18 protein-coding genes and 4 pseudogenes are annotated in these 26,849 nt (G+C 71.5%); 10 read left to right on the top strand and 12 right to left on the bottom strand.

Annotated elements, in window-relative coordinates; genetic code table 11:
* The first annotated feature begins 203 nt into the window (after positions 1–203).
* Both E0F75_RS01085 and E0F75_RS01080 read left to right on the top strand, forming a co-directional pair.
* A complete protein-coding gene (locus tag E0F75_RS01085) occupies positions 204–422 on the top strand; it encodes a hypothetical protein (RefSeq protein WP_229312414.1) in 219 nt (72 codons plus the stop codon).
* A gap of 25 nt (positions 423–447) precedes the next feature.
* Positions 448–635, top strand: a pseudogene (locus E0F75_RS01080) (xanthine dehydrogenase family protein subunit M); the annotation flags it as partial.
* Positions 636–682: 47 nt separating this feature from the next.
* On the opposite strand, the gene E0F75_RS01075 reads toward E0F75_RS01080, so the two are convergent.
* The 4 genes and pseudogenes from E0F75_RS01075 to E0F75_RS01060 all read right to left on the bottom strand — a co-directional run bounded on the left by E0F75_RS01075 (position 683) and on the right by E0F75_RS01060 (position 5,562).
* Positions 683–3,025 (bottom strand): M9 family metallopeptidase, encoded by a 2,343-nt coding sequence (locus E0F75_RS01075; protein WP_187620505.1) that lies wholly within the window; start codon positions 3,023–3,025, stop codon positions 683–685.
* 576 nt (positions 3,026–3,601) lie between these two features.
* Positions 3,602–3,706: pseudogene (locus E0F75_RS01070) on the bottom strand (GPP34 family phosphoprotein); the annotation flags it as partial.
* An 89-nt stretch (positions 3,707–3,795) separates the two neighbouring features.
* Complete coding sequence (locus E0F75_RS01065) at positions 3,796–4,347, bottom strand: RICIN domain-containing protein (RefSeq protein ID WP_187620504.1); 552 nt, start codon at positions 4,345–4,347, stop codon at positions 3,796–3,798.
* Positions 4,348–4,560: 213 nt separating this feature from the next.
* A complete protein-coding gene (locus tag E0F75_RS01060; protein ID WP_229312413.1) occupies positions 4,561–5,562 on the bottom strand; it encodes a helix-turn-helix transcriptional regulator in 1,002 nt (333 codons plus the stop codon).
* Between the two features lie 218 nt (positions 5,563–5,780).
* On the opposite strand from E0F75_RS01060, the gene E0F75_RS01055 reads away from it, so the two are divergent.
* Both E0F75_RS01055 and E0F75_RS01050 read left to right on the top strand, forming a co-directional pair.
* On the top strand, positions 5,781–6,884 hold the full coding sequence (locus tag E0F75_RS01055) for a tRNA-dependent cyclodipeptide synthase (protein WP_308189529.1): 1,104 nt from the start codon (positions 5,781–5,783) through the stop codon (positions 6,882–6,884).
* Between the two features lie 200 nt (positions 6,885–7,084).
* Entirely contained in the window at positions 7,085–7,633 is a 549-nt protein-coding gene (locus E0F75_RS01050) for a DUF1062 domain-containing protein (RefSeq protein ID WP_187620501.1), read from the top strand.
* Positions 7,634–7,720: 87 nt separating this feature from the next.
* On the opposite strand, the gene E0F75_RS01045 is transcribed toward E0F75_RS01050, so the two are convergent.
* Positions 7,721–8,929 (bottom strand): hypothetical protein, encoded by a 1,209-nt coding sequence (locus tag E0F75_RS01045; RefSeq protein ID WP_187620500.1) that lies wholly within the window; start codon positions 8,927–8,929, stop codon positions 7,721–7,723.
* Positions 8,930–9,017: 88 nt separating this feature from the next.
* On the opposite strand from E0F75_RS01045, the gene E0F75_RS01040 reads away from it, so the two are divergent.
* Complete coding sequence (locus tag E0F75_RS01040) at positions 9,018–9,899, top strand: arginase family protein (RefSeq protein WP_187620499.1); 882 nt, start codon at positions 9,018–9,020, stop codon at positions 9,897–9,899.
* Between the two features lie 74 nt (positions 9,900–9,973).
* On the opposite strand, the gene E0F75_RS01035 is transcribed toward E0F75_RS01040, so the two are convergent.
* Positions 9,974–10,597 (bottom strand): hypothetical protein, encoded by a 624-nt coding sequence (locus tag E0F75_RS01035; RefSeq protein ID WP_187620498.1) that lies wholly within the window; start codon positions 10,595–10,597, stop codon positions 9,974–9,976.
* A gap of 234 nt (positions 10,598–10,831) precedes the next feature.
* Positions 10,832–12,901 (bottom strand): RICIN domain-containing protein, encoded by a 2,070-nt coding sequence (locus E0F75_RS01030; RefSeq protein WP_229312412.1) that lies wholly within the window; start codon positions 12,899–12,901, stop codon positions 10,832–10,834.
* 694 nt (positions 12,902–13,595) lie between these two features.
* Between E0F75_RS01030 and E0F75_RS01025 the strand changes: the two are divergent.
* From E0F75_RS01025 to E0F75_RS01015, 3 genes and pseudogenes are all read left to right on the top strand, one after another.
* A pseudogene (locus E0F75_RS01025) lies at positions 13,596–14,324 on the top strand (ATP-binding cassette domain-containing protein); the annotation flags it as partial.
* A gap of 222 nt (positions 14,325–14,546) precedes the next feature.
* Positions 14,547–15,647 (top strand): annotated as a pseudogene (locus E0F75_RS01020) (SpoIIE family protein phosphatase); the annotation flags it as partial.
* A gap of 444 nt (positions 15,648–16,091) precedes the next feature.
* Entirely contained in the window at positions 16,092–17,849 is a 1,758-nt protein-coding gene (locus E0F75_RS01015; protein ID WP_187620496.1) for an NAD-binding lipoprotein, read from the top strand.
* 174 nt (positions 17,850–18,023) lie between these two features.
* On the opposite strand, the gene E0F75_RS01010 is transcribed toward E0F75_RS01015, so the two are convergent.
* From E0F75_RS01010 to E0F75_RS01000, 3 genes are read right to left on the bottom strand one after another with little or no spacing between them, the layout of a single operon-like run.
* A complete protein-coding gene (locus E0F75_RS01010; RefSeq protein ID WP_187620495.1) occupies positions 18,024–19,211 on the bottom strand; it encodes a hypothetical protein in 1,188 nt (395 codons plus the stop codon).
* A gap of 47 nt (positions 19,212–19,258) precedes the next feature.
* Complete coding sequence (locus E0F75_RS01005) at positions 19,259–20,323, bottom strand: ferritin-like protein (RefSeq protein WP_187620494.1); 1,065 nt, start codon at positions 20,321–20,323, stop codon at positions 19,259–19,261.
* Positions 20,247–20,909 carry an SARP family transcriptional regulator gene (locus E0F75_RS01000; protein WP_229312411.1) on the bottom strand — a complete coding sequence of 221 codons (663 nt, stop codon included), beginning with the start codon at positions 20,907–20,909 and terminating at the stop codon, positions 20,247–20,249. The genes E0F75_RS01005 and E0F75_RS01000 overlap by 77 nt, the downstream gene beginning before the upstream one ends.
* Positions 20,910–21,229: 320 nt before the next feature.
* Between E0F75_RS01000 and E0F75_RS00995 the strand changes: the two genes are divergently transcribed.
* Positions 21,230–21,946, top strand: a complete 717-nt coding sequence (locus E0F75_RS00995) for a hypothetical protein (RefSeq protein WP_187620493.1) — start codon at positions 21,230–21,232, stop codon at positions 21,944–21,946.
* On the opposite strand, the gene E0F75_RS00990 is transcribed toward E0F75_RS00995, so the two are convergent.
* Together E0F75_RS00990 and E0F75_RS00985 are read right to left on the bottom strand one after the other, a co-directional pair.
* Positions 21,933–23,159, bottom strand: coding sequence for a tryptophan 7-halogenase (locus tag E0F75_RS00990; RefSeq protein WP_187620492.1), 1,227 nt, complete (start codon positions 23,157–23,159; stop codon positions 21,933–21,935). The two genes, E0F75_RS00995 and E0F75_RS00990, sit on opposite strands and share 14 nt — an antisense overlap.
* The gene (locus E0F75_RS00985; RefSeq protein ID WP_187620491.1) at positions 23,156–26,137 is read right to left on the bottom strand and encodes a LodA/GoxA family CTQ-dependent oxidase; all 2,982 of its coding nucleotides are present in this window, start codon (positions 26,135–26,137) and stop codon (positions 23,156–23,158) included. The genes E0F75_RS00990 and E0F75_RS00985 overlap by 4 nt, the downstream gene beginning before the upstream one ends.
* Positions 26,138–26,446: 309 nt before the next feature.
* Between E0F75_RS00985 and E0F75_RS00980 the strand changes: the two genes are divergently transcribed.
* On the top strand, positions 26,447–26,797 hold the full coding sequence (locus E0F75_RS00980) for a hypothetical protein (RefSeq protein WP_187620490.1): 351 nt from the start codon (positions 26,447–26,449) through the stop codon (positions 26,795–26,797).
* The last annotated feature ends 52 nt before the right edge of the window (positions 26,798–26,849 follow it).

Raw genomic sequence — 26,849 nt, 5'->3', positions numbered from 1 at the left:
CCCCCCGAACGCGACCCGCTCACCGCCGGCCTCGGCAGCACCCGCATCCTCCGCACGTCCCCGCTCACCGCGGTCCCGGCCGTCTGCCTCCCGCAACGGCTCCTGTGAGCCCTGCGCCCCCGCGAGAAGTCCGGATCACGGCAGTGCCGACGCCTCGGCACGTTTCCGCCGCCAGAACATGGGCAAACCGTACAAAACAACCAATGGGCGAAACTCCTGAGGGCAAGCCCGTCCCGGGAGCCGAGCCGGAAGGGCAGCAACCGATGGGCGTCGTAAAAGCCGCGTACATGCAGGTCCGGGGGCTCATGAAGGAGTCCGACGGCAAGGCTCTGCGGAATCCCTCCCTGCGAGCCGAAGGGCGCCGGATGCGCGACGCGGGCCGAGCGGCGCGCGAGCAGCGTCTGCCGAGGCCCCCCGGCTAGTGCTCCTACCGGCTCGACCGCGAGCGCCGTACCCTTCACCGAGTGTCACCGGCTGCCAGGTGACACGACGGAGCACGACACCGTCGTCCGGCCCGGTGAACGCGTCACGGCGGTGACACTCCCGCCGCCCGCCGGAGCCCACAGCGCCTGCCGAAGGCCGGCGACCGCGCCTCGTACGCCTTCGCGCTCGTCTCCGTCTCCGCGGCCGTTCGCCGGGGCCGGGCGGGTGGGTCCGGCCCGGCCGGCCCCGGCGAACCGGCTCACTTGGACTGCGTGGAGAGGCTCACACCGCTGAAGTTCTGCGCGGCGGCGAGGCTGAAGTAGACCCAGCCGGACGGCGGGTTGTCGATCGTCAGCGTCTCGCCGTTGCCGGCTTTGACGGACTTCGCTTCGTATGTGCCGGTGGTGGCCCAGTTGCTGCCGCCGTAGTACAGGTCGGCGTTGCCGGTGCCGCCGCTGCTCGTGATGGTCAGCTGCTTGACGCCGGCGGGCAGGTACACGAAGTGGTAGCTGTAGTTGCCGGTGGCGGCCGCGAGATCGTCCCGACGGCAGTTCTGGTCGAACTGGCGGGAGTCGCTGATCGTGCAGAGCGGAGCGGGCGCGGTCGAGGCGGCCTCCGGCAGCGGACCGCAGTCGTCGGTCGCGCAGGTGGTCGTCAGCCAGCTCGCGAACCCCGCGTCGTAGCGGGTGCCGATGGTCCCCTTCAGGAAGGAACGCGCCCCGGTCCAGTCACCGGCGCGGTACTTGTTCAGCACGGTCTCGACGTCGGCCGGGTGCGCCTGGAGCATGTAGCGGACCGCGAGGAAGCCCCAGCGGTAGACCCGGTTCGAGTTGACCTCGGGGTCCTCGTCCTGGCCGTAGACGGTGTCGAACAGGTCGCTCAGCTTGTACGTGTTCTTGCGGGCCTCGGCGATCGCGTCGGTGTTGCGCTCGCTGCGGTAGCCGAACGAGATGTTCTCGGCGATGCCCTCGACCCACCAGATGGTCGGCGTGGTCATGCCTGCCTCGAAGTCGCCGTACATGTTGTAGCGGCCGTCGAGGTAGTGGGTGTACTCGTGGTTGAGGTTCCAGATCTGGAAGTCCGGGCGCAGCCAGTGGGCCTCGTGGGCGATGAAGCGGGCCTGGTTGCCGGCGGTGGCCGGGTCGCCCTCCTCGTACATGCCGCCGTTGTCGACGTCGATGTTGTAGATGGCCCAGGCGTACAGGGCGTACTGGGTGTAGTCGTCGAAGACGACGACCTCCAGGTTGGTGTTCACGTCACCGGGGATCGCGCCCTTGTCGCCGATGATCCGGTGGAAGTAGGCGTCCTGGTTGACGAGGCTGGTACAGGTGCTCGCCAGCTGGCCCGGGGACACGTCCTGGGCGCGGATCTTCAGGTCCCGGGTGCAGGTGTGCTGGATCGGCAGGATCGCCGGGAGCACGCGCTCGCCCAGGTCGCAGATGGCGTAGGCCGCGCAGTTGCTCCTGTCGTACTGGCGCGTGTACCAGCCGAGGTTCATGGTGATCGGCGCGGTGGGGCCGACGTTCGGGTAGCGGTTGATCAGGTCCCTGAGCAGCGGCCGGAGCCGGTCCTTCAACTCGGGGACGTCGAGGGCGTAGCCGAGGTAGCGGCCGACGTTGCTGACGACGTCCAGGCGGTTCAGCTGCGCGCCGTTGCGCGTGATGAAGCCGGACCAGGTGTCGAGGATCGTCGGGTCAGCCTTGAGGGCAGCCCGCCAGCCACGGCCGTCGTCCTTGGCCTTGAAGCCGTTCTCGACGACCCACTCGACGTGCTGCATGGCCAGGTTCATCTGGCCGGGCCAGGTGCCGTCGTAGCTGCCGAGCATCCACTTGACGACACCGGCGTACCGCCCGGCCGTGTGGGTGCTGTCGATCAGCGTGACGACCTCGTTGAGGATCTCGCCGTTGGCGTCGGTGACGTTCTTGCTGCGGGGGGAGGCGAAGAACGCGTCCAGCGCGCCACGCGCGGCGGTGTCCAGCGCCGTGCCGTAGTCGCCGACGGTGTCCGCGTTGTTGTCCTGCACGTAGTAGCCGGCGCGCAGGAACAGCACCAGCTGGCCGATCGCTGCGCTGTTGCTGCCCGAGTACGTGGCGGAGGCGTCGCGCAGCGCGTTGGCGACGGTCACCATCTGGGCCTCGTGGAAGGCCTTGCGGGCGTTCTCCCCGGTGAGGCCGAACAGCGGGTAGGTGCAGTTGATCCGGGGGAGGGACTTGAGCTGCTGGACCAACGCGCTGCCCGTGGCGTTGATGACGCCGGAGAGGTCACCGCACTCGTCCGCTGCGGCGGCGGAGGACTGCTTGTCGACCTTGACGGATGTGACGGTCGGGGCGGGTGCCTGTGCGGATTCCTTGGTGCTGTCCTGCGAGGAGATCCGGAAGCGGGGGCTGTTGCTCATCGCGTCGGGCGACCTGGGCACCGGGATCGACCGCGGCGCCGAGGCCGCGGATCCCTGCGCGGTCGCACGGGCCGGCGCGGTGGTGCCGGCGGAGGCGGCGGAGGCGGCTTGGCTCTGCGGGGTGAGCAGGCCGAGCGCGATGAAGACGGCTGCGCCGAGTGCAGGAAGTCGGCGCGCGTTGGCTCTTGATATCCGGAACGGATGCATCTGTGGGGGCCTCCGGGGCCGTTGAAGCCACGCGTCGGGGAAACGTGGCGATGATGTGTGACATGTAAAATTGCATAGACCTCCATGTGTAGGAAGGGTTTCGGCCGGATTCATCGGCCTCAGCAACGGAAACACCGTCAACTCCGGCGGGGGAACTCCGCCGACCGCCCCCGCGGCCTACGAGCTGGGGGCGCTCGATGCCTGGATGTACGCCGGTGCAAGCGGCGCGCAGGAGCCGCCGCGAACGGTCCCCGGAGTGCGACGACGGGCACGGCCCCGAGGGGGCCGGGACCCGCCCGACCTCACTGGGCGAGCGCCCGGATCTCCTGCCCCCCGGCGTGGCTCAGTCCGTCTCCGCCGCGTGGTCCCGCGTCAAGCGGGGCCCTGAACGCCTGGCCCGCAGTGCGGCTCTCGCCGCATCGGCCTCCTGTGCCACCTGCTCGGTCAGTAGACGTACCCGAGCTTCACGCTCCGCACTGGTCAAGCCCGTAAGGCCCAGCCTGAAGTCACGTTCCTCCTGGGACACACGCCCTCCTCTCCCCAGCCGACGTCGTCGACCGGACTCCTGAACTCGGCTCACTCGCGCCAGAGGTTGGCGAAGGCCGAGTTCTCGATGGTCCACCTTTGCCGTACGGCCTCACATCCCATCACCGCGTCGTGGACTGCCACCACCCCAGTCGTGCCTCCGCTTCAGCACACCTGGTGCCGCCCGGCCAGGTCCTGTCCCTGACCCCCGTGTGGACAGGTCTCCTGACCGGGCGGGTCCTGAATCAGCGCCAGGTCTGGTTACGGTTGTAGTAGCACTGGATCGTCCGCAGCCCGTACTGGCTGTCGTCCAGGCACTCGCCCGTGGCCTGGCTCTGGAAGGTCACCCGGTCACCGCTCTTGTGCGCGAACCAGCTCTGCTCGCGCGACGAGTTGCAGCCGCGGGTGTCGAGCGTGAAGCCGTCGTCGAAGAGGCACTCGTTGGTCGCGAGGTTCCGGAGCTGACGGGTGCCGTCACCCCACACGTGCACGTTCCACTTCTGGTAGACACCACCGTTGCAGGCGTAGCCGCGCAGGCCGTACTGCTGGCTGTCGTCGAGGCAGGAGCCGGTGGCCATGTTCGCGAACGTCTGGACCACGTCGGCCGCGCGCAGGGCACCGGCGGTAGCGCCTGTCGTCTGCAGCTCGCCCTGCAGGACAGGGACGGTGGCGGCCGTCTCGGTGTGGGCGGCAGGCTGGGTCACCGGCTGCGCCGACACCGCTGTGGCGCCGACGCCAAGGAGTCCAGCCGCGGTCAGAAGGGCGAGGGTCCCCCTGTGGAAGGAATGCGAACGCATCTCTTTCGTCCTCTCGTCATGCCGCCGCGAGCGACTCCGGCGGCCCTTCGCCAACCAGGCTCTGCAGCACGCCGGTCGACTCGTGGCGTGGCCGGTTGACTCGCCCTCACCGTAGGTTCGGGATCGGTGGCGGGGCCATGCTTTCGAGCTCCGTCGAAAGCATGGGAACGAGTGGCGTGGAATCCGCCGTGGAACTCGTCCGCGGGCGGTCGGTCACCGTGGGCGCGAGCCCGGCTCCAGCAAGGCCATGCCCATCGAGGTCACGGTGTGGAGGACCGCCTTGCCTTCCCTTCGGGTGGTGACCAGGCCGGAGTTGCGGAGCACGGAGGTGTGGTGACTCACGGTCGCCGGTGAGATGCTGAGCCGACGTGCCAGATCCGTGGTGCTGCGGCCGACTGCCACCGCCTCCAGGATCGCGGCGCGTGTGCGTCCCAGAAGGTCCTCCAGCGCCTGACCGGTGGACGCGCCGCTGCCGTCCCACAGCGTGCTGCCCACCATGGCATCCGTGACGGTCGGGACGGCAAGGACGGGGGCCTCGGTCGGATCCAGCATGGGCTGCATCAGCTCGGCCTGCCGTGCGGAGAACATCGTGGGGGCGATGACGAGACCGCGTCCGTTCAGATGGACGTCCGCCTCGTGCGGATGCTCCAGTTCGAGGACCGGTGGCCGCCAGTGCAGCATCGGGCCGCACAGGGTCTTGAGCAGCTGGTCGATCCCGCCTTCGGCCATCGCGTTCGCATACGTGGCGCGGACCTCGGCCAGATGCGAGCGCACCCTGCCCCAGTACGGATCGACGGTCACGCCGTGGCAGGCCCGCAAGGCCGTGGTGACCTGAAGCCATGCTTCGCGGTCGCCGTCCACCAGGTTGCGTGCCCAGACGCGGTGCGCGGGACGGAAGTGGATGTTCTCGAACTCGATGCGGAGCAGATTCCGGGGAGCGCCGAGCAGTCGGTCCACCGCCTCCTCGATGCACACCGAGTCGCCCGCCAGGCTCCACACGTCGACATCGGGCCCCTGGGACGGCAGCAGCGCGAGGAGGGGACGTACCCGTTCGTCCAGACGTCCTCGGACCGAAACCTGCCAGCGCCGGAAACCGAGGCCGACGTCAGTGGCGTGCAGCAGCTTCACGCTGTCGAATGTCTCGGCTGCCGTACCGATCGTCCCGGCCACTCGGATCCGCATCAGATCCTGGCCCGTGAAGTGGATCCGTTTCACCGAACATGCCGTTCCCGCGTTCCCGTTCGCACACATCAGTCTCGGGTGCGGGCTGGTGGCCGCACAACGACCAATCAGGCCAGACGCCACCCGCAGCCCGTGCGGTGAACGAGCTGTGACGTACCGGAGGGCCTGCGGACGGCGGCCTGCGGACGGCGGACGGCGGATGACGCGAGCCGGCCCGGCCAAGGCCGATCAGGCTCCGAAGGGGACGAACGGTGCCCGCATCCGGAGGCCCGGTTCGGCGCCCGCGTCGGAACGACGGCGTGCGAGGCCGGCCGGGCCGCGCTCACGTCCGGGTGAGCAGCAACGGCTTCGAGAAGGCTCCGATTCTCGCGGGGCCGGTGATTCGCGTGTGCCTCTTCGTGGGCCTGCGCCCCTCGAGTTCCTCTCCTTCGCCGTCCCGGCGTCGCGGGCGTGGGGCCGCGGCGGCCGCGTACCGCCCACGGCATGCGCTTCTGCCGACCGGCGGGCCCTCCACCCGGAGACTGAAGCAACGTTTCTGCATCGGCGGTCATCAAACAGGGCAACTACCCGTGCCAGGCGATCCCTTCAGGCGGAAGACCACCGTGGACAATCCCTCCGTTCTCCCTGTCCCTTCCCTCTCGTCCGCACCCTCGGAGGGGAGACGCCGGACCAGCTACCGGGCCACCGTCGACTCCGTTTCCCCCGTGGCCCACCGCAACACCTCCGACGAGCACGAGGCGTGCTTCCTCGGAGTCAGCCTGGACAACAGCAGCTTCAGCCCCGCCAGGTTCGACGCCATGCTCAAGTGGGTCTCGCGCCGCTACAGCCGCTGCACCGTGCTGATCGGCGACAGCATCCACCGCCTCACCCTGGCCTCGACCCGCGGCATGGACCCCGACCGGGCCCTCGCGCACGCCCTCGATCTCGGCCGGCAGTTCGTCCAGGCCCAGCAGCCGGCCCTGGACGCCTACCGGGCGACGACGGAGTTCACCTTCGTCACGTGCGGCGAGGTCCAGGAGACCGTGGAGTACGCCGAGTTCCACCACGAGCTGCGCACCTTGTTCGCCAAGGACGACGCCTTCCGAGCCTCGGTGGAGGCCTTCGGCCGCGCCTATCACGCCAAGTACTCCGCCACGGTCGATGACGCGGAACTCCGGCGACGCGTCGACACCTCCAGCGCCTACTTCCTGGAGGAGTTCGCCGTCTTCTGCTGCCTCACCCGCCGCGACCTGCCGGTCATGGTCTACCCCGGGCAGTTCAGCACCCTCGCCGAGATCGCCGCCGGGCACCATCCCCGGGCCCCCGACGAACTCCGCGACCTGACCCTCGTCTCCCTCCGCGTCCAGGGCCGGTAGGGCAGCCCGTACATCCCCGCGAAAACCTGTGGAACGGCGGCACCGTGCGCCCGTACCGTGCTGCCGAGCCACGTCGTCGATCCAAGGGCAGGCCGTTGTACACCGTCTGAGACCCCCCGAGCGCTGAATCGTCGCGCGTCGCGCACTGCGCGCCGCGCTCCTTCTTGCTGCGGATTTCTCACTGAAACCGGTGTACTCCTGTGCTCAACAGCTGGGTGGTCATGCCCACCTGCCTTCCTGTCGTCCTCCGCCGTTGCCACACCTGCGGATCCGAACGCTTCCGGGCGAACGGCAAGTTCCGCGTCAACGCGAACCACAAGCTCCTCGACGCCTGGCTCCTCGTGCTCTGCACCTCCTGCGGGGAGACGGCGAAGCTCACGGTCCTGGAGCGGGCGAACGTCCGCTCCGTACGACCCGAGCTGCTCGACCGGATGCACGACAACGACCGAAGCCTGGCGGCCGAGTTGCTCCAGGATCCGGTGCTCCGGCGCCGCAACCGCGTCGCCCTCGACTGGGACGGTGCCTGGCGGCTCGACACCGGCGGATCGGATCACCTGGGCGGCGAGGCCGTCCACGTCTCGGTCCGCCTCGCCGCGCGGATTCCCGTACGGCCCGTCCGGCTGATCGCCGAAGGCTTCGGTCTGTCACGGGCCGAGGTCGAGAGACTGATCGCGGAGGGCAGGCTCGTCTCGGCGGACCGGCTGAGCGGCCGGCTCTCCGGCGACTTCACCTTCATGCTCAAACGCTGAGCCCTCCACGGGACCAGGGGCCTGTCCGGCGGATCACGGTCGGACAGGCCCCTAGGGTCTGTCCGGCGGATCAGGGTCGGACAGGCCCTAGTCCTGCCAGTAGAAGAGCAGCGCGTCGACCGTGAGGGGGTTCCGTCCGCCGAAGTAGTAGACGCAGAGGTCCGTGACCCGGATCGCTCCCGTCTCCCCGTCGATCCAGCGGAAGCCCGCCGATTCGAGGGCACGCCAGGCGGCGTCGGGAGCGTCCTCCTCGGCGGTCGCGAACGGGCCGAGGGTGCTGATCAGGAGCCGGTCCCCGCCGACCTCGATCACGTGGTACGTCCCGTCCCCCTGCTGATTGTCCTCGCCGCAGGAGACCGGGGGCTTCGGCGCCAGGCCGGCCGCCGTGAGGGCGGCCGTCGCCCGGCGGAGCCGGTCGTCCACGTCGGGGCGGGCGGGCGGCTCGGCGCACACGGCCTCGATCCGCCACCGCGGGTCGCTCAGGCGCTCGCAGCCGGGACCGTACTCGTGGACGATCGCACCGCGGAGCTCCTCGTCCAGGCCCTCGACCTCGACCCGGGGGCGCCCCAGACGTTCGTAGACCGCCCGGGCCTCGGCCCTGTCCTCGGTGAGGCCGTACAGCGCGTACGCCGCCCAGACCTTCGCCTCGGTCGTCGGCGCCTCTTCGAGGTAGGCGCGCAGACGGTCCGCGTCGGTCGCGAGCGACTGGGCGACGTACGCGACCCGCCGGTCCGGGTCCGCGAGCGCGTACGTCACGTCCTCGTCGGCGCGGTACCGCATCCAGACGCGGAACTCCCGGTCCTCGGGCCGGTCCTCGCCGAGTTCGGCCAGGATCACGTCCGCTCCGTACCGGTCCACCAGCCCGTCCAGACCGGCATCGCCCGCGTCGCGGGCGCTCCGCCACGGCGAGGCGGCGAGCGTCGCCAGCTCGCGCGCGGCCGAACGGTCGCCGAGCAGGCCCCGCGCCTTGAGGAAGGCCTCTCCCATGCCGTACGAGGTGTCGGACGCACGATCCTCGTGCCGCAGCCACGGCAGCAGCTCCACCCGGTCGGCGAGCAGGTCGAGGAGGGCCCTGCGCACCTCGGGGGTGTCCTGGGGGTCCTGGACGCATGCGATCAGCTCGGGGACGTATCGCTCGGGGACCCGGCCGGTCAGCGCGATCACGCACGGCCTGCGCCGCCACCACGGGTGCCCGGGGTCCGCCACGTACCGGGCGAGTTCCTCCGCGCCGACCTCCCGCAGGCCTGCGGTGTCGTCGAATCCGGCCTTCGGTATCAGGGCCTCGATGCTTCGCATCCGGGGATGCTACTGCCCCGGCAACGCCCTGAGCAGGCCGATTTCACCGGCGCGCGCACGGTCGGCCCGATGGGGACACCATGGACGTATGACGCTGCCCGGCGAGCGTGGCCTCGCCGTCGTCGAGGCGCCGTCCGTGCTCGGGTTGCGGCCGTCCGGGGTGCAGGAGCTGCCGGATGCCGTGCTCGGGGGAGTGGCGCGGGTCGCGCGGGTCGAACCGCCCGTGTACGACCCGGTGCGGGATGCCGGGACCGGGGTGCTCAACCCGGGCGGGATCGCGCGGTACTCCGTACAGCTGGCGGACGTCGTCGGCGAGGTGCTCGACTCCGGGCGCCTTCCCGTCGTCCTGGGCGGCGACTGCAGCATCCTGCTCGGGAACCTGCTCGCCCTGCGGCGCAGGGGGCGGTACGGGCTGCTGTTCCTCGACGGACACACGGACTTCTACCAGCCGTCCGCCGAGCCCACCGGCGAGGTCGCGTCGATGGAACTCGCCCTGGCCACCGGGCGCGGCCCCCGGCCGCTCGCCGACCTGGAGGGGCGGGGGCCGCTGGTGCGGGACGAGGACGTCGTCGCGTTCGGGTTCCGGGACGCCGACGAGTCCGCCGCGGCGGGGAGCCGGCCGCTCCCGCCGCGGCTGTACGCCCTCGCCCTCGACGACGTGCGCGCGGCCGGCGCGGGTGAGGCCGCGCGCGGCGCCGTCGCGCGGCTCGCCGAGCGGGACGGGTTCTGGGTCCACCTCGACGTCGACGTCCTGGACGACGCGATCATGCCCGCCGTCGACTACCGGCAGCCCGGCGGGCTGAGCTGGGCCGAGTTGGAGGACGTCCTGAGGACGGCCCTGGGCCACGAGCGTGCCGTCGGGTTCGACGTCACGATCTTCAACCCGCGGCTCGACCCCGACGGGACGATCGCCGGCCGCCTGACCGACTGCCTGCAACGGGCCCTGGTGGTCGAGGGCCCACCCGTGTAGTGCCCTGACGGTCTGGAGCCCTGCCCGCCCGGGGCCTGGTCAGGTTCGAGCATGGCGCGGCGACCCGGTCGCCGTCAGCGCCTCCCTCCCCGCCTGCGTCGTATCCAGATCCCGGCGGCGGCTCCGGCGAGTGAGGCGACTGCGAGCCCGACCGTGGTCAGCCAGGGACCCCAGCTCTGCTCGTCCTCGTCTTCGGCCGCGGAGCGGGACGTCGACGGGGGCCGGGAAGCCTCCGGAGCCGGCGATGTCTCCTGCATCCCTGGAGGGGTGTGGGTCGGCGTGGCAGCGGTCCCGCCCGGAACCGACGAGGCACCGGGCGACGAGGGGACCGCCGCAACCGTCAACTGCCGCTCGGCGTGGCCCAGTGCGGGCTGTCCGGCTGCGACCGTGACCTTCCAGACGCCGGTCGGCAGGGCTTCGGCGGTGGTCCAGTCGGTCGGTCGGGCGCCGCGGACGAGTTTCCAAGGGCCCGCCGTACGGCGGCCGTCCGCGCTGACGGCGCTGACCAGTGCGGCGACCCGCTCGTCGACGGCGTCGCCGTCGTTCTCCCAGGTCACCTCGGTCAGGACGTGGCCGTCCCGGTGACCGGTGATGACCACTTCCAGGTTGTCGCCGTGTGCGGCGGCGGCCTGCGGCAGAGCGAGGCCGAGGACGAGCGCTGCGCTGAGGACGAGTGCGGGTCGGGTGGCGGTGTGCATGGCGGTGCTCCGGTCCGGTGCTGGAGGGAAGGTGCGTGGGCTTGTGCGGCGGGGGCTGACGAGGCGCGGGCGCCCGCGCGGGTTGGGGGCTCGCGAGGCATGGGGCCGCGAGGTGTGGGGCCGCGAGGCGTGGGCTCGCGAGGCGTGGGCTCGCGCGGCGCGAGGGCTCGCGAGGGCGGGCCGCCGATCGGCGGCCCGCCCGAGGTGCGACGCGGATGCGACCTGCGGGCCGGCTCAGCCCGCCCGGCGGGCCGTCCAGATCTGCGCCGGCCGACCGTCCACGCGCTGGAGGTCGAGCAGCCAGGCTCCGTAGTACGGGCGGCTGCTGACGGTCAGGGCGTAGGACCCGCTCCGGTCGGTGAGCGTGACCGCGCCGTTGACGACCGTCATCCGCCACTGCTGGGCAGAGGAGCCGGCGGCACAGGGCTGCTGGGCCACCCACATGCCGGGGGCAGGCGTGTCGCCGGGCTGCAGGCACTTGGCGGAGGCCGCCGACCGGACGCGCACGAGACCACTGCCCGCGTCGTCGAAGTACCACTGCTGCTGCTCGTACCCGTTGCTCTGAGCACCGACCAGGACCGTGCCGTCGGCGCTCCGGCCGCCCCACAGCTGGGCGCTCAGCCCGGTGCTGCCGTTGGAGAGCAGATAGCGGGTGCCGGGGGTGGTGGTGCCGCCCGCCCCGGCGGTACGGAAGCTCGTCGCCCGGCCCGGTCCGCTGTCACGGCCCTGGCCGTCGCGGACGGAGACGGCGGCGGTGTGCGAGGTGCCCGGCCGCAGGTTGTAGATCCGCAGCGCGGTGCCCTGGACCCAGGTCAGGTGCCTCCCGTCGAGGAGTACCTGGTACCAGGACGCTCCGCTGACCCGCGGCCAGCTCACCACGACGGAGTCCGCCTGGATCTGGCCGACCGTCACGTCCGGTCCGGCGCCCGGCCGTGGCCCGGTCGGCGTGGGCGTGGGCGTAGGGGTGGGCGTGGGGGTGGGGGTGGACGTCGGGCTGGGTGTGGGGTTCGGTGTCGGGTCCGGTCCGGTACCGCCGCCCTTGGCCCGCATGAGGAACTGATTGTCGGCGATGTTCCAGTGCGTGGCGAGATAGGTGCCGGGCCGCGGGCTGGTGTGGAAGTAGTCGTCGTGGTTGCAGTCGAGGATGTTCTCGGAGGCCCGGTTGGTGCAGACGTTGCGCATCTGCGGGTAGTGCGGGCTGTCCGAGTAGCACATCACGTCCCACTCGTCCGTACAGTGCGCACCCCGGCTGGTGTTGGGCGCGCTGTTGTTGACCGCGCCCAGGTTGTGGCCGAGTTCGTGGGCCGCGGTGTGCCCGCCCCAGCAGCCGCTGTCAGTACGTCCGTACGAGGGGCCGAAGTTGCTCAGGTTGGACTGGGCCGGCCGCTCGTCCCCGGCGAAGGTGCCGATGCCGCAGTACACCTGCGCTTCGGCGAAGATCATGTACTTGCGGTCGCGTCGGTCGAGGCCCTTGGCGGCGAGCGCGCGGTTGGTGGCGCTGAACTCGGCCAGTGCGGAGTCGGTGAGTTCGATGTTGAGGACGGTGGGCGTGCAGTCCGCGGCCGTCACGTACCGGATGTGGCGGACCCCGCCGGTCTCCTCGGCGCTGGCCGAGTAGATGAGGTCCGCGTCGGCGGCCCACTTGCGGAAGGAGGCGAGGTACTCGGAGTACCGGTCGCGTCCCGGGCCGTGGACATACACGACCTGGACCCGGTTGCCGGTGCTGCCGTCGCTGTCGCACTGGACGGTCTGCCCGGCGGGCCCCGCGGCGGTCGTCGTGGTCCCGGTGGCGGCCGGAGCGGTGGAGGTGGAGGGGCTCGGCGCCGCGGCGGCGGCCGTGGTGCGCGGGGCCTGCGCGTCGACGGCGGGCGTGTCCTGCGAGGGTCCCTGGCTCTTACGGGGAGCGGGCCGCGGGGCGGCCGGCTTGGCGGGATCGGCCGCGGGTGTCACGGACTTGACCGCGGGGGGAGTGTCCTTCTTGATGTCGACGCCCTTGGGCGGTGCGTCGGGGCCGTGGGTGCACAGACCGGTGGCCGTGGCGTAGACGCCCGCGCAGCGGTCTCCCTCAGGGGCCACCTTGAGCCCGTCGTACACCATGCCCCGGGCCGGCTCGTTGGTCGGCTTCTTCTGGATCGGCTCGGGCTCCACACTCCTGGCCGGCGCAGCGGCGGGGACGGCGGTGTCGGCGATGTCGGTGACGGGGGTCTCGAGGCGGGCGAGTGGAGTCCTGCCCGAGTCCGCGCGTCCCGCGCCGTAGGCGATCCCCCCGGCTATGACCGCCGCGATGGCCATCGCGGCGGTCACGCCTATGAAGGGTCTGCGGGGCCGTGCCCCGCGTGCCTGACTCTCCTTCGGCTTCCTATGTCTAGGCATGCGCACCTCAACTCTTTGGTCAGAAGACTGGGTGCGCGGAAGCCTGTCAGAACCTCCCGGTGAAGAATTCGGACAAAGGGGAGAGCGCTCAAAGAATCCATTCCGTTACCTACGCCACCGTATCTGACGAACACTCAATTAGCTTTGAATTAAGGAGAGTTGGTCGTATCGCAGAGTCTTGGTCCAGGCCTTTCCGGTGATCCTGTTATGTAATTGAAATAAATGCTGACGGTTATTGACGCGAATTCAGTGAAGGATTCACCTAATTTCTCACCTCGCGAATCCCTTCGATCACCACCCGTGAGCACCCGGCCCACTCGGCTTTCGAGTCGCCCAGGTCCTGGCCCGGCACGGCAGGGGCAACGAAGCCATCGACGGTGATGCGCCGTCAGGCCGACGTCCGCAACCTGGCTGCCTGCCTCGTCGATCTCGGCCGCGTCGAGGACGCCCTGGCCGCCCTCCCATGCGGCACCAGGCATGGGAGCCTGGTGGAGCGTGCGCAAAAAGGACCGTGGTTCCCGGCAGCACGTCGGGGGCCACGGTGCGATGGGGGAGGCGGTCTCGGTTGCTCACCTGACCCGGCTGCCGGAGGACGCGCCATGACCGCCGCGGCGGAAGCGGTGTGATGAGCCGGACGGGCGACAAGAACAGCGAGGACGTCCCTGGACGGTGGGACGAGTCGGAAAGAACGTGCCGCCGAACGGGGCGTTCTCGCGTGTCCCGTCACCACCGTTCACTGGGCAGGCGCCGGGGTGGACAACCCTTGCTGCAGGTTCCTCGGAAGGGTCGCCCGGTCGGGCGGCGGACCGGGTGCCGTCTGATGGGTTGCGGAGAGGGTGGAGGTGGGCGAGTGCCCAGGGGGCCGCTCTTGTCCCTGCGCGGGATCACCAAGCACTTCGGCGGGGTCGTCGCTCTCGACTCGGTCGACCTCCGGGTGGAGCGGGGACAGGTGCTCGGTCTGGTGGGTGACAGCGGAGCCGGCAAGAGCACGCTGGTCAAGGCGGTTTCCGGGGTGGCTCCGCCGGATGGGGGGACCATCGAGTGGCAGGGCGTCCCCGTCGAGCTACGCCGGCCCGCCGATGCCCAGCGGCTCGGCATTGCCACCGTCTACCAAGACCTGTCGCTGGTCGACCGCCTGGACGTGGTCGCCAATCTCTACCTCGGCCGCGAACTGCGCAGGTTCGGGGTTCTGCGGCAGATCGAAATAGAGAAGCGGTCCATTGCACTGCTCGAACGACTCGCCATCAGCCTTCCCAGTATCCGAACTCCCGTGAAGGCGCTCACCCTGGGCCAGCGTCAAACGGTCGCCATTGCACGGGCGCTGCTGGGCAGTCCTCAGCTGGTCGTCCTCGACGAGCCGACCGCCACGCTCACCGTGGAACAGACCTCGCGGATGCTTGACCTGATCCGCCGGCTGCGGGACCAGGGTCACGCGGTGATCATGGTCAGTCACAACCTTGACGACGTGCAAGCTGTCGCTGATCGCATCACCGTGCTCCGGCTGGGCTGCAACGGAGGCGAGTTCGAATCCCGGTACACCAGCCAGGAGCAGCTCGCGGCCGCCATCAGCGGCGGCCATCCGCTCGCGGTGACTCTCCAGCAGAGCCTGCTGCCGCGCGGGCTGCCGGCGCAGGACGCCGTCGAGGCCGCCCACCGGTACCTTCCCGCACATTCGGGGGTGGGCGGAGACTGGTTCGACGTGATCCCGCTGTCCGGCGCCCGGGTCGCACTCGTGGTCGGTGACGTCGTCGGACACGGCCTGCACGCCGCCGCCACCATGGGGCGACTGCGCACCGCCGTGCACAACCTCGCGATGCTTGATCTGCCGCCTGACGAACTCCTCACCCACCTCGACGAGGTCGTTGCCCGCATCGACGACGAGCAGACGGCCGGCGGCCGCGAGGACGCTGTGATCGGCGCCACCTGTCTTTACGCGATCTACGACCCGGTCACCTGCCGCTGTCAGCTTGCCCGCGCCGGGCACCTGCCGGCCATGCTGGTGAGCCCCGACGGCACCACGGACATCCCCGAAACGCCGGTCGGACCGCCGTTGGGGCTGCGCGGGCTGCCTTTCACCACGGTCGAGTTCGACGTCCCCGAAGGCAGCCAGCTGGTCTTCTACACCGACGGGCTGGTGGAGTCACGGACCCACGACATCGACGTGGGCCTCGAGCGGCTGCGCACGGTCCTGTCCCACCCCGGGCGCAGTCCGGAGGAGACCTGCCAGGCCGTGCTCAGGGGGATGCTTCCGGCGGATTCGGCCGACGACATCGCCCTGCTGGTTGCGCGTACCCGCGCGTTGCCGGGCGACAGGGTCGCCGAGTGGAACGTCCCGCCCGACCCTTCGGCGGTGGCCGCCAGCCGGGCCGCTGCCACGGCCCAGCTGCGCCGCTGGGGTCTGGAGGAACTGGTCCTCGGTACGGAGCTGATCCTGAGTGAACTGGTCACCAATGCCATCCGGCATGGTGGCAGCCCGATCGGCGTGCGTCTGGTGTACGCGCGGACGCTGATCTGCCAGGTCGCCGACACCAGCAGTACCTCGCCGCGCGTGCGCCTGGCCGCGGACACTGACGAGGGCGGGCGGGGTCTGTTCCTGGTCGGGCAGATCGCCCAGCGCTGGGGGACGCGGTACACCGAGTCCGGGAAGATCATCTGGACCGAACAGCAGGTGCCCTGACCACAAGGCGCCGCGTGCTCGCGGCGGCTCGCCGTGATGCAGGTTGGCGCCCACGCGGCGGACAGCCCCATCGCCGCCGCCGATCAGGCGGCCCCGACACCGTCCTCCGCCTCAGCGCAGCCTCGTACCTCAGCGTCTGAGGAACCACGGCCCGACCCGGCGCCCAGGCGCGCGGAGGAGCGCGGTGGCGCCTGCGGGTCGAACGCCTGACTCCCGGCCGCCTGCCCGAAAGGATGAACGGCGCCCGTCGACGGCGTTTCGCCCCGGTGCCGCCGTCACCCTGCTGACGTGCGCAAGGAGCCCGAATTTACGGTCCCGCCCCAGCGGCCGTCCCGTCCCGCAGCCGTCCCGGCCCCGTCTACCTCCGGCCCGCCCCGCCACCGGCCCGCGGCGTCGCTGCGGGACCGGACGCGGTACTGGGTGGACCGCACCGTGGTGAAGGGCATGACCACGGCCGCGGGCTGGCTCGCGCTGGTCTGCCTGGCCGTGGTGGCACCGGCGAGCGCCCTCCTCGTCTGGACCGACAACCGCTCGCCCGACACCGTCCAGGGCAAGGTGGCGACCGTCTGGCGGACCGTCGGCCAGACCCTCCGGCTCGGCGGCGAGGTCGGCCCGCCCCTGCGGATGGTCCTCTCCGTCCTGCTGGCCCTCGTCTCCCTGCTCTACGTCTCAACCCTCGTCGGCCTCGTCACCACCGCGATCACGGACCGGCTGACCGAGCTTCAGCGCGGCCAGTCGACGGTCGTGGAGCGCGGTCACTCACTGGTCCTCGGTTGGTCCGAGCAGACCCCGACGCTCGTCGCCGAGCTGCTCGCCGCTCATGCCCAGCGGCGGAACAGTGCGGTCGTGGTCCTCGCCGACCGCGACAAGCTCGACATGGAGCAGGAGTTGCGGGCGGTTCTCACCGCCGTCGGCGGCCGACGCGTCCGGCTGCTCTGTCGCCGTGGCCGCCCCGCAGACCCGGCGGCTCTCGCCCGTGTCAGCCCGGCCGCCGCCGGGGCGGTCGTGGTGCTGCCGCCGGACACCCCCGAGGCCGACACCCAGGTCGTCAAGACGCTGCTCGCGCTGCGGGCCGTGGTCGGTGACGCGAGCCCGGTACGCGTCGTGGCGGCGGTCCGGCAGACCCAGCACGTCGCCACCGCCCGGCTCGCCGCCGGGCCCGGCGCGGTCGTCCTCGACGCCGACGGCATCGCTGCCCGGACCCTCGTCCAGTGCGTCCTCGAACCCGGAGTGTCGCGCGTCCTGGAGGACCTGCTCGACTTCGCCGGTGCCGAGCTGCACGTCCACCGTGTCCCCGGGCTCGGCGGCCGGACCTTCGCCGACCTGCGGGCGGCCTGCGTGGACGCGTGTGTGGTGGGCCTCGTACGCCCGGACGGCTCGCCGCTCCTCAACCCGCCGCCGCAGACAGCCCTCGGCCCCGGCGACGCCGTCGTCGTCCTGGCCGAGGACGAGACCCCACCGACCTGGACCGCGACCCCTCCACCACCGCTCCCGCCGCTCTCGTCCGTGAAGGCCGCGACCGCCGCCGACGTCCGCGCCGCCCCCCGCCGGGTCCTCGTCCTCGGCTGGAACCGGCGCGGCCCGGAGATCGTCGACGGCCTCGCCCGCAACGGCTGGGAGGCGGTCCGTGAGGAGGCCCTCCCCGCCCCTGACCCAGCCCACCACGTCCTCGTCCTCGGTGGCCCCGACGGCCACCCCGACCCCGACGAGCACACCCTCGTCACCCTCCTTCGGCTCCGCGCAGCCGAGCGCGAGTCGGGCCGCCACAGCCCCACGGTCGCCGAACTGACGGATGCCCAGCACCGCCCCCTCGCGCCGGCCGGCCCGCACACGGACCTCGTGGTCGGCGCACGGCTCGTCGGCCTGCTCATGGCCCAGATCTCGCAGACCGTGGAACTCGCGGCGGCCTTCGACGAGCTCTTCTCCCCGGCGGGCAACGCGGTCCGCCTCCGCCCCGCCACCGACTACGTCCCCGCCGGGACCGAGGCGCCCTTCGCCACGCTCGTGGAGGCCGCCGGACAGCAGGGCGACACCGCCCTCGGCTACCGCCCCGGCGACTCCCCGATCCCGCTGCTCAACCCGCCCAAAACCGGAACGCGCCGTTGGTCGCACGAGGACACCCTTGTCGTCGTCACCACGGCCGGAACCCTCCAGCCCCATGAGGGCCCTGCCAGGCCGGCCGCTACACCGGCCTTTCCCTGAGACGCCGGCCCCTCACCGTGCTGCTGATCGTGGCGATGGTGGCCCTGTGCGTGCGGGACACGCAGGGCACCTGTGCGTGCGGGACACGCAGGGCCGCGGCTACGTGTACGGGCCCTTCGCGGTCGTCGCCTAACCCTTCGGCATCTCGCCGCCGACCACGCATGCATGAGCTCGTCAGACCAGTTTGACGTCCAGATAGTCGAGGACCCACGGCAGGGGCGTGGAGACCGAGACGCCGGTGGGGCTGCCCGCGATGAGCAGGCCGATCGGGTTCACGGCCGCGTCGTAGTTCCACACGACCGCCCCGGAGTCCCCAGGCCAGGAGAAGGCGTAGCCCTGGCTGACGATGAGCGTCTGACCGTTGAAGGGGAGCGCCGTGGGGGGAGATGTGGTCTCGTCGTAGACGAGGCCGTTCCAGAAGGGGACGTCGACCCTCCCGTACGTCATCTGCGTGATGCACCCGCTCTTGCCGACCACCGTGTTCACGACGGGGAACTGCGCCGTACTGCCGATGCCGAAGAGTTGAGGACCGAACCCGGGCACGATGTGGACCTGGGACGGGCTCTGCACCACCTCGTCCGGATAGCACCAGGCCCTGGCGCAGTCGGCCCAGTTCGGTGAGGTGAAGGTCAGGTCCAGTGCCAGGATGCGGTCCAGCACCGCGACCCGGTCGGTGGGGCAGCGGCCGCCGTCGGCGGGGGACGGCTGCACGATGCAGGAGCCGAAGGCGGCGGCGTTCTTGTTGGCGATGACGTGGTTGGCGCTGACCAGGAAGAACTTGTTCGCGTCCGCGGCGGCGCGCCCCTTCGCGATGAATCCCAGAGTGCCCTGCACACCGGTGTGATGGCCCACGGAGATTCCGCCGGGCGCCCGCCGCTGGCGGTGGGTGTGGGTCTGCAGCCGGATCAGGCCGCTGTGCACCACCCGCAGCGGAAGGTCTCCGGCCGCGCGGACGCCGAACGCGTCGACGACGAGTTCCCGGACCTGGTCCGCCGGCATGGCCTCCGCCACGCACACGCTCAGGACCTCCGTGCCGGGCGTCCCTGCGCCGGGTCCGCTCATGCCCGCGCCGACGCCCTGGATGATGCCGACCCCCTGCAGGGTGTCCGCCGTCCGTGGCGCGCCGCTCCCGTACCGGGCCCTCGCATCGGTGAACAGGGCCTCGGTCACGGCTTCCTGGGCGTCTCTGATCCTGGTGTCCCGCAGGCCACTCGCCCGCTCCAGCGCCGCGCGGCTCTCCTCCGGCGGTGGGTACGGGGGCACCCGGAAGCCCTCCGGTTCCTGGTCCGGCCTCCCGTCGACGGGGTGATCCGGAGGGACCTCGAAACGTCCCTCACCTGGTCCCAAGCCCTGTTCGCTCATGGCACTCGTTCCTCACCGGGCCGGACGGCCCCATGCGTCGACCGGTCCTATGCGTCGACGTACCGGAACTCCGGTCCGTAGGTCTTGCCGCCGCTGCCCGGGACCTCGCGGCTCATCAGGGACCGGGCCGGGCCCTTGAGGCCGATCATCTCGCCGACGGCGTCGCCGAGCAGACCGCCCGCCGTGTCCGGGTCCCCTGCCTGCCAGGCATCCTCCAGCGAGCGCAGCATCCTGCTGTACGTCTGGTTGCCTCGCCCCAGCAGGTCCTGCGTGTCGGCGTCGGGGGTCGGCTGCCCGGGTGCTCCCCAGCCGCCGTCGGGCACCGTGCCCATCGGGCGGGTGGCCGGCATCGCGATCACGTCCCCGGTGAACTCCCACCGGTCCGGGTTCTCGGCGACCTTGACCAGCTTGCGGCCGTGGAAGAGCTGCCGGAAGACGTAGAAGTGGGCGAGCTCGCCACTCTCTCCGGGGTGGGGGTTCTCCGGCGAGGCTGAGGTGCCCTCGCCCTGCTCCTTGATCACGTCGATGGCCGCCTCGACGTCCGCCAGCGAGTTCAGGGCAACGAGGCTGTTGCCCGCGCCGTGGTGCTCCATGTCCCGCTCAAGCTGATGGGCCCCGGTGATCAGCTCCGCGTGGTTCTGGAACGCCTCCAGGATCGCGGTGTAGAACGCGCCGATGGAGGTGTGCGAACGGGCCTCCGCGACCGGGTCGTCGGGTTCCTCGATCTGCGCGAACAGATCCAGTGACTGCTTCGTCAGCCCGCTCAGGAAGACAGTCAGCGACGGACGTACGCCGCCGGGCAGCGGACCGGGGTATGTCGGAACCGTATGAGCGTCGGCGAGGCGGGGGACTCCGCCGATGGTGGTGAGCATGTTCCCGGCGAGGCCGAGGTGGGACATCTCGTCGAAGACGATCCGCCTGAACGCCTTGAACACCTCCCCGCTCTGCGGCTCGATGGACCACATTGCGGACAAGTACGGGGGCAGCGTGGCGAGTTCCAGCATCATCGCCTGCTGGAGCGACTCCTTCAGCCAGTCAGCGTCGCGGCGCTCGGCGGGCTCCTCCATCAGTTCGACGATCCGGTTGCTCCGGTACTCGAGAAGTGCCGTCATGGAAAGCCCCTTTCGTGCCTGTTTTGTGCACTTTCGTCCATGAAAAAGGGTAGTTCGACGCCGCCAGCGCCGCCTCCAGGGCCAGGGCCGGGCTGCCCTGCCGGGTCAGCGCCTCCGCCGGCGCGTCCAGCGCGTGCAGCCGCAGCTGGCGCAGCCGCTCACGCTCAAGCAGCACCCAGTCCTCGTCCCAGCCGGGCAGTAGCTCACCGCCGCCCAGCAGCACCAGTGGCGCGGGGCCGGGCTGGCGCGGCCCCGCGGCGCGCACCACACTGAGCGCCGTCTCGGCCAGCGTGTGGGCGTCCACCAGCAGAGCGTCGGTGAGCTCCACGGACTCGCCGCCGCACCGCACGAGCGGGCGGTCGCCGTGCGGCAGCTTCCACGAGGTCGTGCGCAGACTGCCCCGCGCGTGCTCCTCGGTGACGTCCGGCCAGAGCGTCCCGGCGAGGACGCTGCGGCTGACGCGCCTGCGCAGCCCCACGAAGGCGAGAAGCCGTTGCGTGTTGTCGCACAGGTCGACCGGTCCGGCGGCGGACTCCAGACGGAACGGGCCGAGCAGCCGTAGCTGAGGAGGAGTGAGGGTCGACATCTGCCCTTCTCCCAGGGTGCGTTGGCGGGGCACGACCGAGCCGAGCAGGCGTCTTCCAGCGTACGGCAGGAGGCTGGTGGCGGCGCGCCGTGCGGGCCGAAGCCCGGCGCGGACCGCGTTTGCGGGCCTGAACAGCCAGGGTGAGACTGGGAGTGTCCGCACGCGGAGCGCCCCAGCGCAGGCTGCCGTGGCCCCCGGAAGGCAGCGGCCATCCCCGGCCCTTGGCGCGTTCTCGCGCCCGGCCCCGGCCCGCCTCGATCGATTGCCGCGCCCGGGCTCCTCGTCCTCCAACCCGTACACCCGTCAACCAGGAGCTGGTGATGGTGATGGTGAACCAGAACGCCGGCGGGTCTCAGGGGTCGTCCTTCGAGGCCCAGCTGCTGATGGCCCACCCCGAGACCGCACTCATCTACGAGCTGGGTGCCCTGCTTCGGGGCCTGCCCATGCCCATCGTGGACTGGGACGACCTCCTCAAGAAGTTGAGCACCCAGGACCCGGAGCCGGGCACACTCGGGTTCCCGCCCCTCCCCGTCGATCCGTGTGTGCCCCCCGAGCTCTTCCCCGTGTACGACGAGGCCGACCTCGCCGCGAAACTCACCGCGTTCGTCCGCATCTCCCTGCGTCAGGCGGAGGGCCACGGCTCGACCGCGCGGCTGCGGAGCCCGATGCACAAGCGGTTCGCCACGGTCGCGGAACAGGCCACCGGCAGCGGGCGCAAGAGCGGAGTCTTCGAGGACGGTTCCCTGCTGGGGGCCGAGCGGGGCGACACCACCGTCCCGGACATCCACTTCCCGTGGGTCGTGACCCTGATCCTGCGGGACTGCTCCAACGAGCAGCTGCTGCCGTGGTCCTGGATCACGGATGGGTTCAACACCTACACCTTCGACGCGAACGCCCAGTTCATCGCCCTCATCGACGGCATCTGGTCGGGGTACTCGCTGCTCGTCATGCGCGAGGGGTACGTCAACCGGCTCGTCGTCCTGGACCAGGCGACCATGGCCGGTACCACGCAGAACATCTGCCTCAACCCGGCGTGAGGGCCCCCAAGGGGGTGCCCGCGAGGACCACGGGGCGGCGCCGTGCCCAGAACGGGGCCGACGGCCAGCGGTGTTCGTCCGCGTAGGCCCGGGCGTGGTGCGTGAGGTAGCGGGCCGTGACCCCGTCGACGAACGCGCTGTACTCCGCGAGCGCGTCCTCGTCGCCGCGACCGCCGCCGCGCAGACAGCGGTCGACGGCCCGCGCCGCGCGGACGCCGGTGTGCAGGGCCGTCAGGATCCCCTGGGAGGAGAGCGGGTCGCAGGCGAGCGCGGCGTCCCCGGCGGCCACCCAGCCCGGCCCGGCCGGCGGGGTGAGCCGCTGCCCATGGGCCGGAGCCCACCGCGGGTCCGGCCGCCGCCCGGCCGGGTAGCCGTCCAACCGGGTCCGTACGTGCCGGGTGCCGGCCACCCGCTCCAGGAACCCGGCGGTGGTGCGCAGCCGGGGATCGGCGAGGTCGAGGTCGGTGAGATGGGCGACCAGCCGTCCGGCCGGCACGCGCGCGGTGTACCACCAGCCGTCCGGCGCCGCCTCGACGAGCGTGCGCAGGTCCTGGTCGGCCGGTGCGGGGCCGGACAGCACGGTGTACACGGCGACGAGCCGGTCCTGCCGCAGGCGTACGGCGCCTTGCCGGGCGATCACCGCGCGTCGGCCGGTGGCGTCCACCACCCACGCGCAGGGCAGCTCCCGCTCCTCCCCGTGCTCCCGCACCACCAGCCGCCACTCTCCCGGCTGCCCGGTCCGGCGCACCGCCACGCCGCACACGGGCCGGGCTCCGGCGTTCTCGGCTGCGCCGCGCAGAAACGCGTCGAACCGGACGCGGTCCAGATGCCAGCCGGGCCCGTGCGGGTCCAGGACGTTCCCGCGCCCGTACAGCTCCCCGGAGCCCCACGCCGCTTCGGTGCCGGTGCAGGGCAGGTGTCCGTCGGCGCCGAGCCCGGCCAGCAGCCCGAGGTCATGCAGCAAGATGCGTGCGGCGGGCGGCAGGGTCTCGCCGATCCGGTACGGGCCCGCCCCCCGCGGCCGGTGGTACGGGAGGTCTCGCGGCGAGCCGTCGGAGTCGGTCGCGGCCGCCGCCCCGGCGGGCCCCGCCGGACGGTCACCGGGCCGGGGGTCGAGGAGCAGGACGCCGCGGCCCGCGCGGGCCAGGCACAGCGCTGCGACCGACCCGGCCGGCCCGGCGCCCGCCACGACCGCGTCGCAGCCGCCCGTCACCGGTGGCCCGGGAAGCGGGTGATCTTGGTGATGAACCCGGTCGAGACCTCCTCGTCGGGGGGCTCGGCCAGCGCCGCGGCCGCGGCCACCGCGTCGGTCCGCCTCTCCGGATCCGCGGCTTCCTGCACGTGCACGGTGATCAGATTGCGTTCGCGGGGCGGTGCCGCGTCAGGAGCGAAGGTGACCTCGGACTCCACCAGCATCGTCTCCGGGAGCCCCGGGGTGTCCTGCGGGCCGGGGCGGCGTTCGACGATCCCGAGCTTGCCGAAGTCCCGGACCATCTCATTGATCTGGGTCTCGTAGTCGGTGGGGAGCCAGCGCAGCCACACCGACCGGCGCTCGAAGGCGAGCCGGCGCTCCTCCTGCGGCCGCGCGGGATCCATCGCGATCGCGTAGTCCTCCTCGGCCAGGACGTGATTGGGCACCCGGGCCGGCCAGAACGTCGGCAGGTACGGGTCGTAGCGTGGCCCGAACCCCTGGTCGTAGCCGGAGCGGCAACTCGCCGTGTCGGTGTGCCAGGGAACGGCCATCCACCGGGTGAGGTAGCCGGGGCCCTGCGCGTACAGCGGGCCGTCGACAGCGAGCGCGGCCTGAGGGGTGAGCACGCTCCCGTACAGCTGGTCGGGCAGCTCCGTCTCGCGGTGCTTGATCCGGAACGGCGTCGAGTACAGCGTGGCGTGCCGCATCGGCCAGGTGAGTTCGCAGCCGGGGTGGAAGGCGTCGGCGAGGCAGAACGACAGCGCGACCCGGTCGAGCGTCGCGGGGCGCTCGGCGAGCGGTACGTCCTCCAGCCTCGTCACCGGCGTGGCGGCCGGCCGGAAGTCCTCGACGAAGGAGCCGTTCATCCAGCGCGTCAGCAGGTCGTACTGGAGCGGCGAGAGGGCGAAGTGCTGGCGCGGGGAGACCGGCGGCAGATTCATGGCGTCGCCGTACACCGAAGGCCAGGGAACGGTGGACATGCCGTCGCGGTCGAGGTGTCGCAGGGACGCCCAGACCTGGCGGCGCAGTTCCTTGTGAGCCGGGTCCTTGCTCGCCAGCCGGGCGAGCCGCTCGGGCGCCAGCAGATGGTCGCGGCCGCCGTGGCCGAACTGGACGGCGAGCCCTTGGTTGACCCACTGGAGGTCGCACAGCCGCCGCAGCACCGGAAGGACGTCCTGGGTGAAGGAGACGAGCCGCGGGCGCGGCAGCAGGCCGGCCTTCACGTACGTGTCGCGGAGCAGGTCGTACAGCGTGCGGACGGACTTGAGCCCGGGCGCGTAGTCCGGTGGCGCGACGACGACCCAGGCGGGTTCGACGGGGATGGAGCGTCCGTCGATCCGGACCTCGGCCCGCACCGGCCCGTCGGCGATGTCGTCGTGCCAGCCGTCATTGTTGGCGAAGTCCTTCGCCGGGAGGTTGTCCGCCGAGGCCGCCTTGCCCCGGCCGCCGAGGAAGAGGAGCCGGCCGGCCCGGTCGGTGCGCAGCTCGCCCAGGTAGACGGGGGTGCCGAGGAACGTGCCGGTGTCGAACCGGAGCTCGGGGAGTCCGGCCCGGTCGCGGCCGCGCACCGACCGGGAGCCCGGGTCGATGGCCAGCCGGCTCCGGGGCCGGACCAGGGCGTTGCGCAGCCTGCTCGGGGGCGCGTCGTCGGCCTCCGGGATGTCCAGTGCCAGCTGGAACTGGTACCAGGCCCCTTTCTTGTTGGCCACGTGCACGGTCCATCGCAGGTCGGCGTTGTCCGCGGTCAGCTCCGCGACCGGCTGCCCGGCCGCGTTGAAGCCGTACACCCTGAATCGGACCGCCTGTCGTTTCAGGGCTCCGGTCGCGTCCTTGTAGGACGCCTCGGCGGGCGCGTCGTCGACCTCGGGGGCGAGGAAGAAGCCCTCGGCGCTGTCGCCGACCCGGGCCACGCCGATCGCCGGGTGGATCGCGGCACGGACGATGTGGGTGTCGCGGCCGAGCGGCTCGGTGGAGGCGGGCCGGGCGGGGCCGGGCTCGGTCGCCGGGACGCCGTTGGCGTCGCGCCGCCGGGTTGCCGAGGCGCGGTACACCTCGCGGCGGGCCTCGGCGATGCTGCCGACCGGGCGGTGCTCGGGCAGGGAGTGCCAGGGGTTGAAGGCGAGGTTCTCGCCGTACGCCGCCTGGCCGCGGGCCTCCGTGTTCTGCTGATGCAGGGTCAGCCGGGCCACCCGGACCGGGGCGCTCTCCGCCTCCTCCCAGCGGACGGTGGCCCGGTCCAGGGGCATACGCTCCGGGTCGGCGCGCACCTGCACGAACAGGTCGAAAACCGCCTCCCCGGCGGCCAGCCGGTGCCGCAGGTCGCCACGGAAGAAGGACGGGTCCTCGTCAGGCGGCACGGCCTGTGGATCGCCGTCCGGGCAGCCGGCCGGGACGAGCTTGTACTTGACGTGCCGCTCGTCCCCGAAGCCGTACGGCAGCACGCTCCCGTACGTGGCCGTCAGCGTGCTCTTCTCGGCCTTGGCCATGTCCTGGAGGACCGTTCGGGTGACCGGATGGCTGTCCAGATAGGCCTGGAGGCTGTTGTCGACCACCCCGGCCCGGGTGAATTCGCACATGTCGCGGGCGGTGTCGACGAAGAACACGTCGTGGTTCTGGAGCAGCAGGTCCTGGGTGTCCGAGGCACTCTCGTCCGCCAGGAGCTTCGTGCCGGGGACCCCGAAGAGTTTGATCCCGACGCCGAGGGTGGTGCGCAGGTCGGACCGGGAGGGCACGGTGTCGCTGGAGAACCGCACCCACGCGGTCAGCCCGCCCTGGGCCCTGGCCGCCTCCAGGAAGCCGACGCGCAGCTCCTCGGGCAGGTCGGCGTCGACCGTGAGGAGGCCCCGGGCGGAGCCGTGGGCCTTCAGGAAGACGGGCCGCAGCGCGGGTTCCTGCCCCTGCGCGATCCGCCTGCCTTGCACGAGGTCCACGAACATGGCGCGTAGCGCGCCGGTGGGGTCGTCTGCGCAGTCGGGCAGCGGTTCCACGGGTCCGGACATGGGGCGGCCTTCCGGGGCGGGGCTGACTTCTCGGTCGGGTCTCTCCTGGCGGGCTGTCTCTCCAGCCACTGTCCGGGGGCGGTTGCACGGTCGCCAGTCCGCCGCGCCCAGGGGAGTGAGGGGGCTCCCGGCGCGGCTTCCGCCGTGCAGGGCAGGCGAGTTGCGCGTACGGTGAAAAAGGGGCAATAAGGAAGATTTCGGGCTTCACTCTGGCCGGCTTCCTTGCACCGGTTCTCCGTCGCGTCCGAGGTACGCCGACGTATGCCGCTGTGCGCCCACACCACCACCCATGGGCTTCGAGGAGACACCATGGCCACGTACACCAAGCCCGCGCTCAACCCGCAGACCTTCGAGGAGCTGATCCAGCGGCTGAAGGAGGAGGAGCAGGAGCGGCGCCGGGCGATCGACATCATCCAGACCCGTGGCGTCCTCGCCTTCGGGGACGAGTACTTCGTGCTCACGGACAAGCAGCGCGACCAGCTGAACACGGCCACGGCGGACCCCGCCGACGGCTTCCGGTGGCGGGCGCTCCTGAGTCAGGCGCTGGTCGAGGGAGCCAACATCGGCATCGACTCCACGACCCAGTCCTTCGGTGTCCACGTCGAGGTCCACAGCGACGGCAGTGGAGGCTGGGGCGTCAGCATCAGCTGCGAGCTCTAGCGTCCCGCGCCACAAGTTCGTTGAAAAGTCAGCGAGGTTCGGCGGAGAAGGA

Origin of the sequence: Streptomyces sp. CB02980, assembly GCF_014451325.2 — a bacterium.
Lineage (GTDB): Bacteria > Actinomycetota > Actinomycetes > Streptomycetales > Streptomycetaceae > Streptomyces.
This window is presented reverse-complemented; position numbering and strand designations above follow the sequence as displayed.

Bases quoted from the DNA above. Each gene is read 5' to 3' on its own strand.
- E0F75_RS01085 (WP_229312414.1), top strand. From the start codon at position 204: ATGGGCGAAACTCCTGAGGGCAAGCCCGTCCCGGGAGCCGAGCCGGAA.
- E0F75_RS01075 (WP_187620505.1), bottom strand. From the start codon at position 3,025: ATGCATCCGTTCCGGATATCAAGAGCCAACGCGCGCCGACTTCCTGCA.
- E0F75_RS00995 (WP_187620493.1), top strand. From the start codon at position 21,230: ATGGTGATGGTGAACCAGAACGCCGGCGGGTCTCAGGGGTCGTCCTTC.
- E0F75_RS01015 (WP_187620496.1), top strand. From the start codon at position 16,092: ATGACCACGGCCGCGGGCTGGCTCGCGCTGGTCTGCCTGGCCGTGGTG.
- E0F75_RS01040 (WP_187620499.1), top strand. From the start codon at position 9,018: ATGACGCTGCCCGGCGAGCGTGGCCTCGCCGTCGTCGAGGCGCCGTCC.
- E0F75_RS00980 (WP_187620490.1), top strand. From the start codon at position 26,447: ATGGCCACGTACACCAAGCCCGCGCTCAACCCGCAGACCTTCGAGGAG.
- E0F75_RS01035 (WP_187620498.1), bottom strand. From the start codon at position 10,597: ATGCACACCGCCACCCGACCCGCACTCGTCCTCAGCGCAGCGCTCGTC.
- E0F75_RS01045 (WP_187620500.1), bottom strand. From the start codon at position 8,929: ATGCGAAGCATCGAGGCCCTGATACCGAAGGCCGGATTCGACGACACC.
- E0F75_RS01065 (WP_187620504.1), bottom strand. From the start codon at position 4,347: ATGCGTTCGCATTCCTTCCACAGGGGGACCCTCGCCCTTCTGACCGCG.
- E0F75_RS01000 (WP_229312411.1), bottom strand. From the start codon at position 20,909: ATGTCGACCCTCACTCCTCCTCAGCTACGGCTGCTCGGCCCGTTCCGT.
- E0F75_RS01010 (WP_187620495.1), bottom strand. From the start codon at position 19,211: ATGAGCGAACAGGGCTTGGGACCAGGTGAGGGACGTTTCGAGGTCCCT.
- E0F75_RS01005 (WP_187620494.1), bottom strand. From the start codon at position 20,323: ATGACGGCACTTCTCGAGTACCGGAGCAACCGGATCGTCGAACTGATG.
- E0F75_RS00985 (WP_187620491.1), bottom strand. From the start codon at position 26,137: ATGTCCGGACCCGTGGAACCGCTGCCCGACTGCGCAGACGACCCCACC.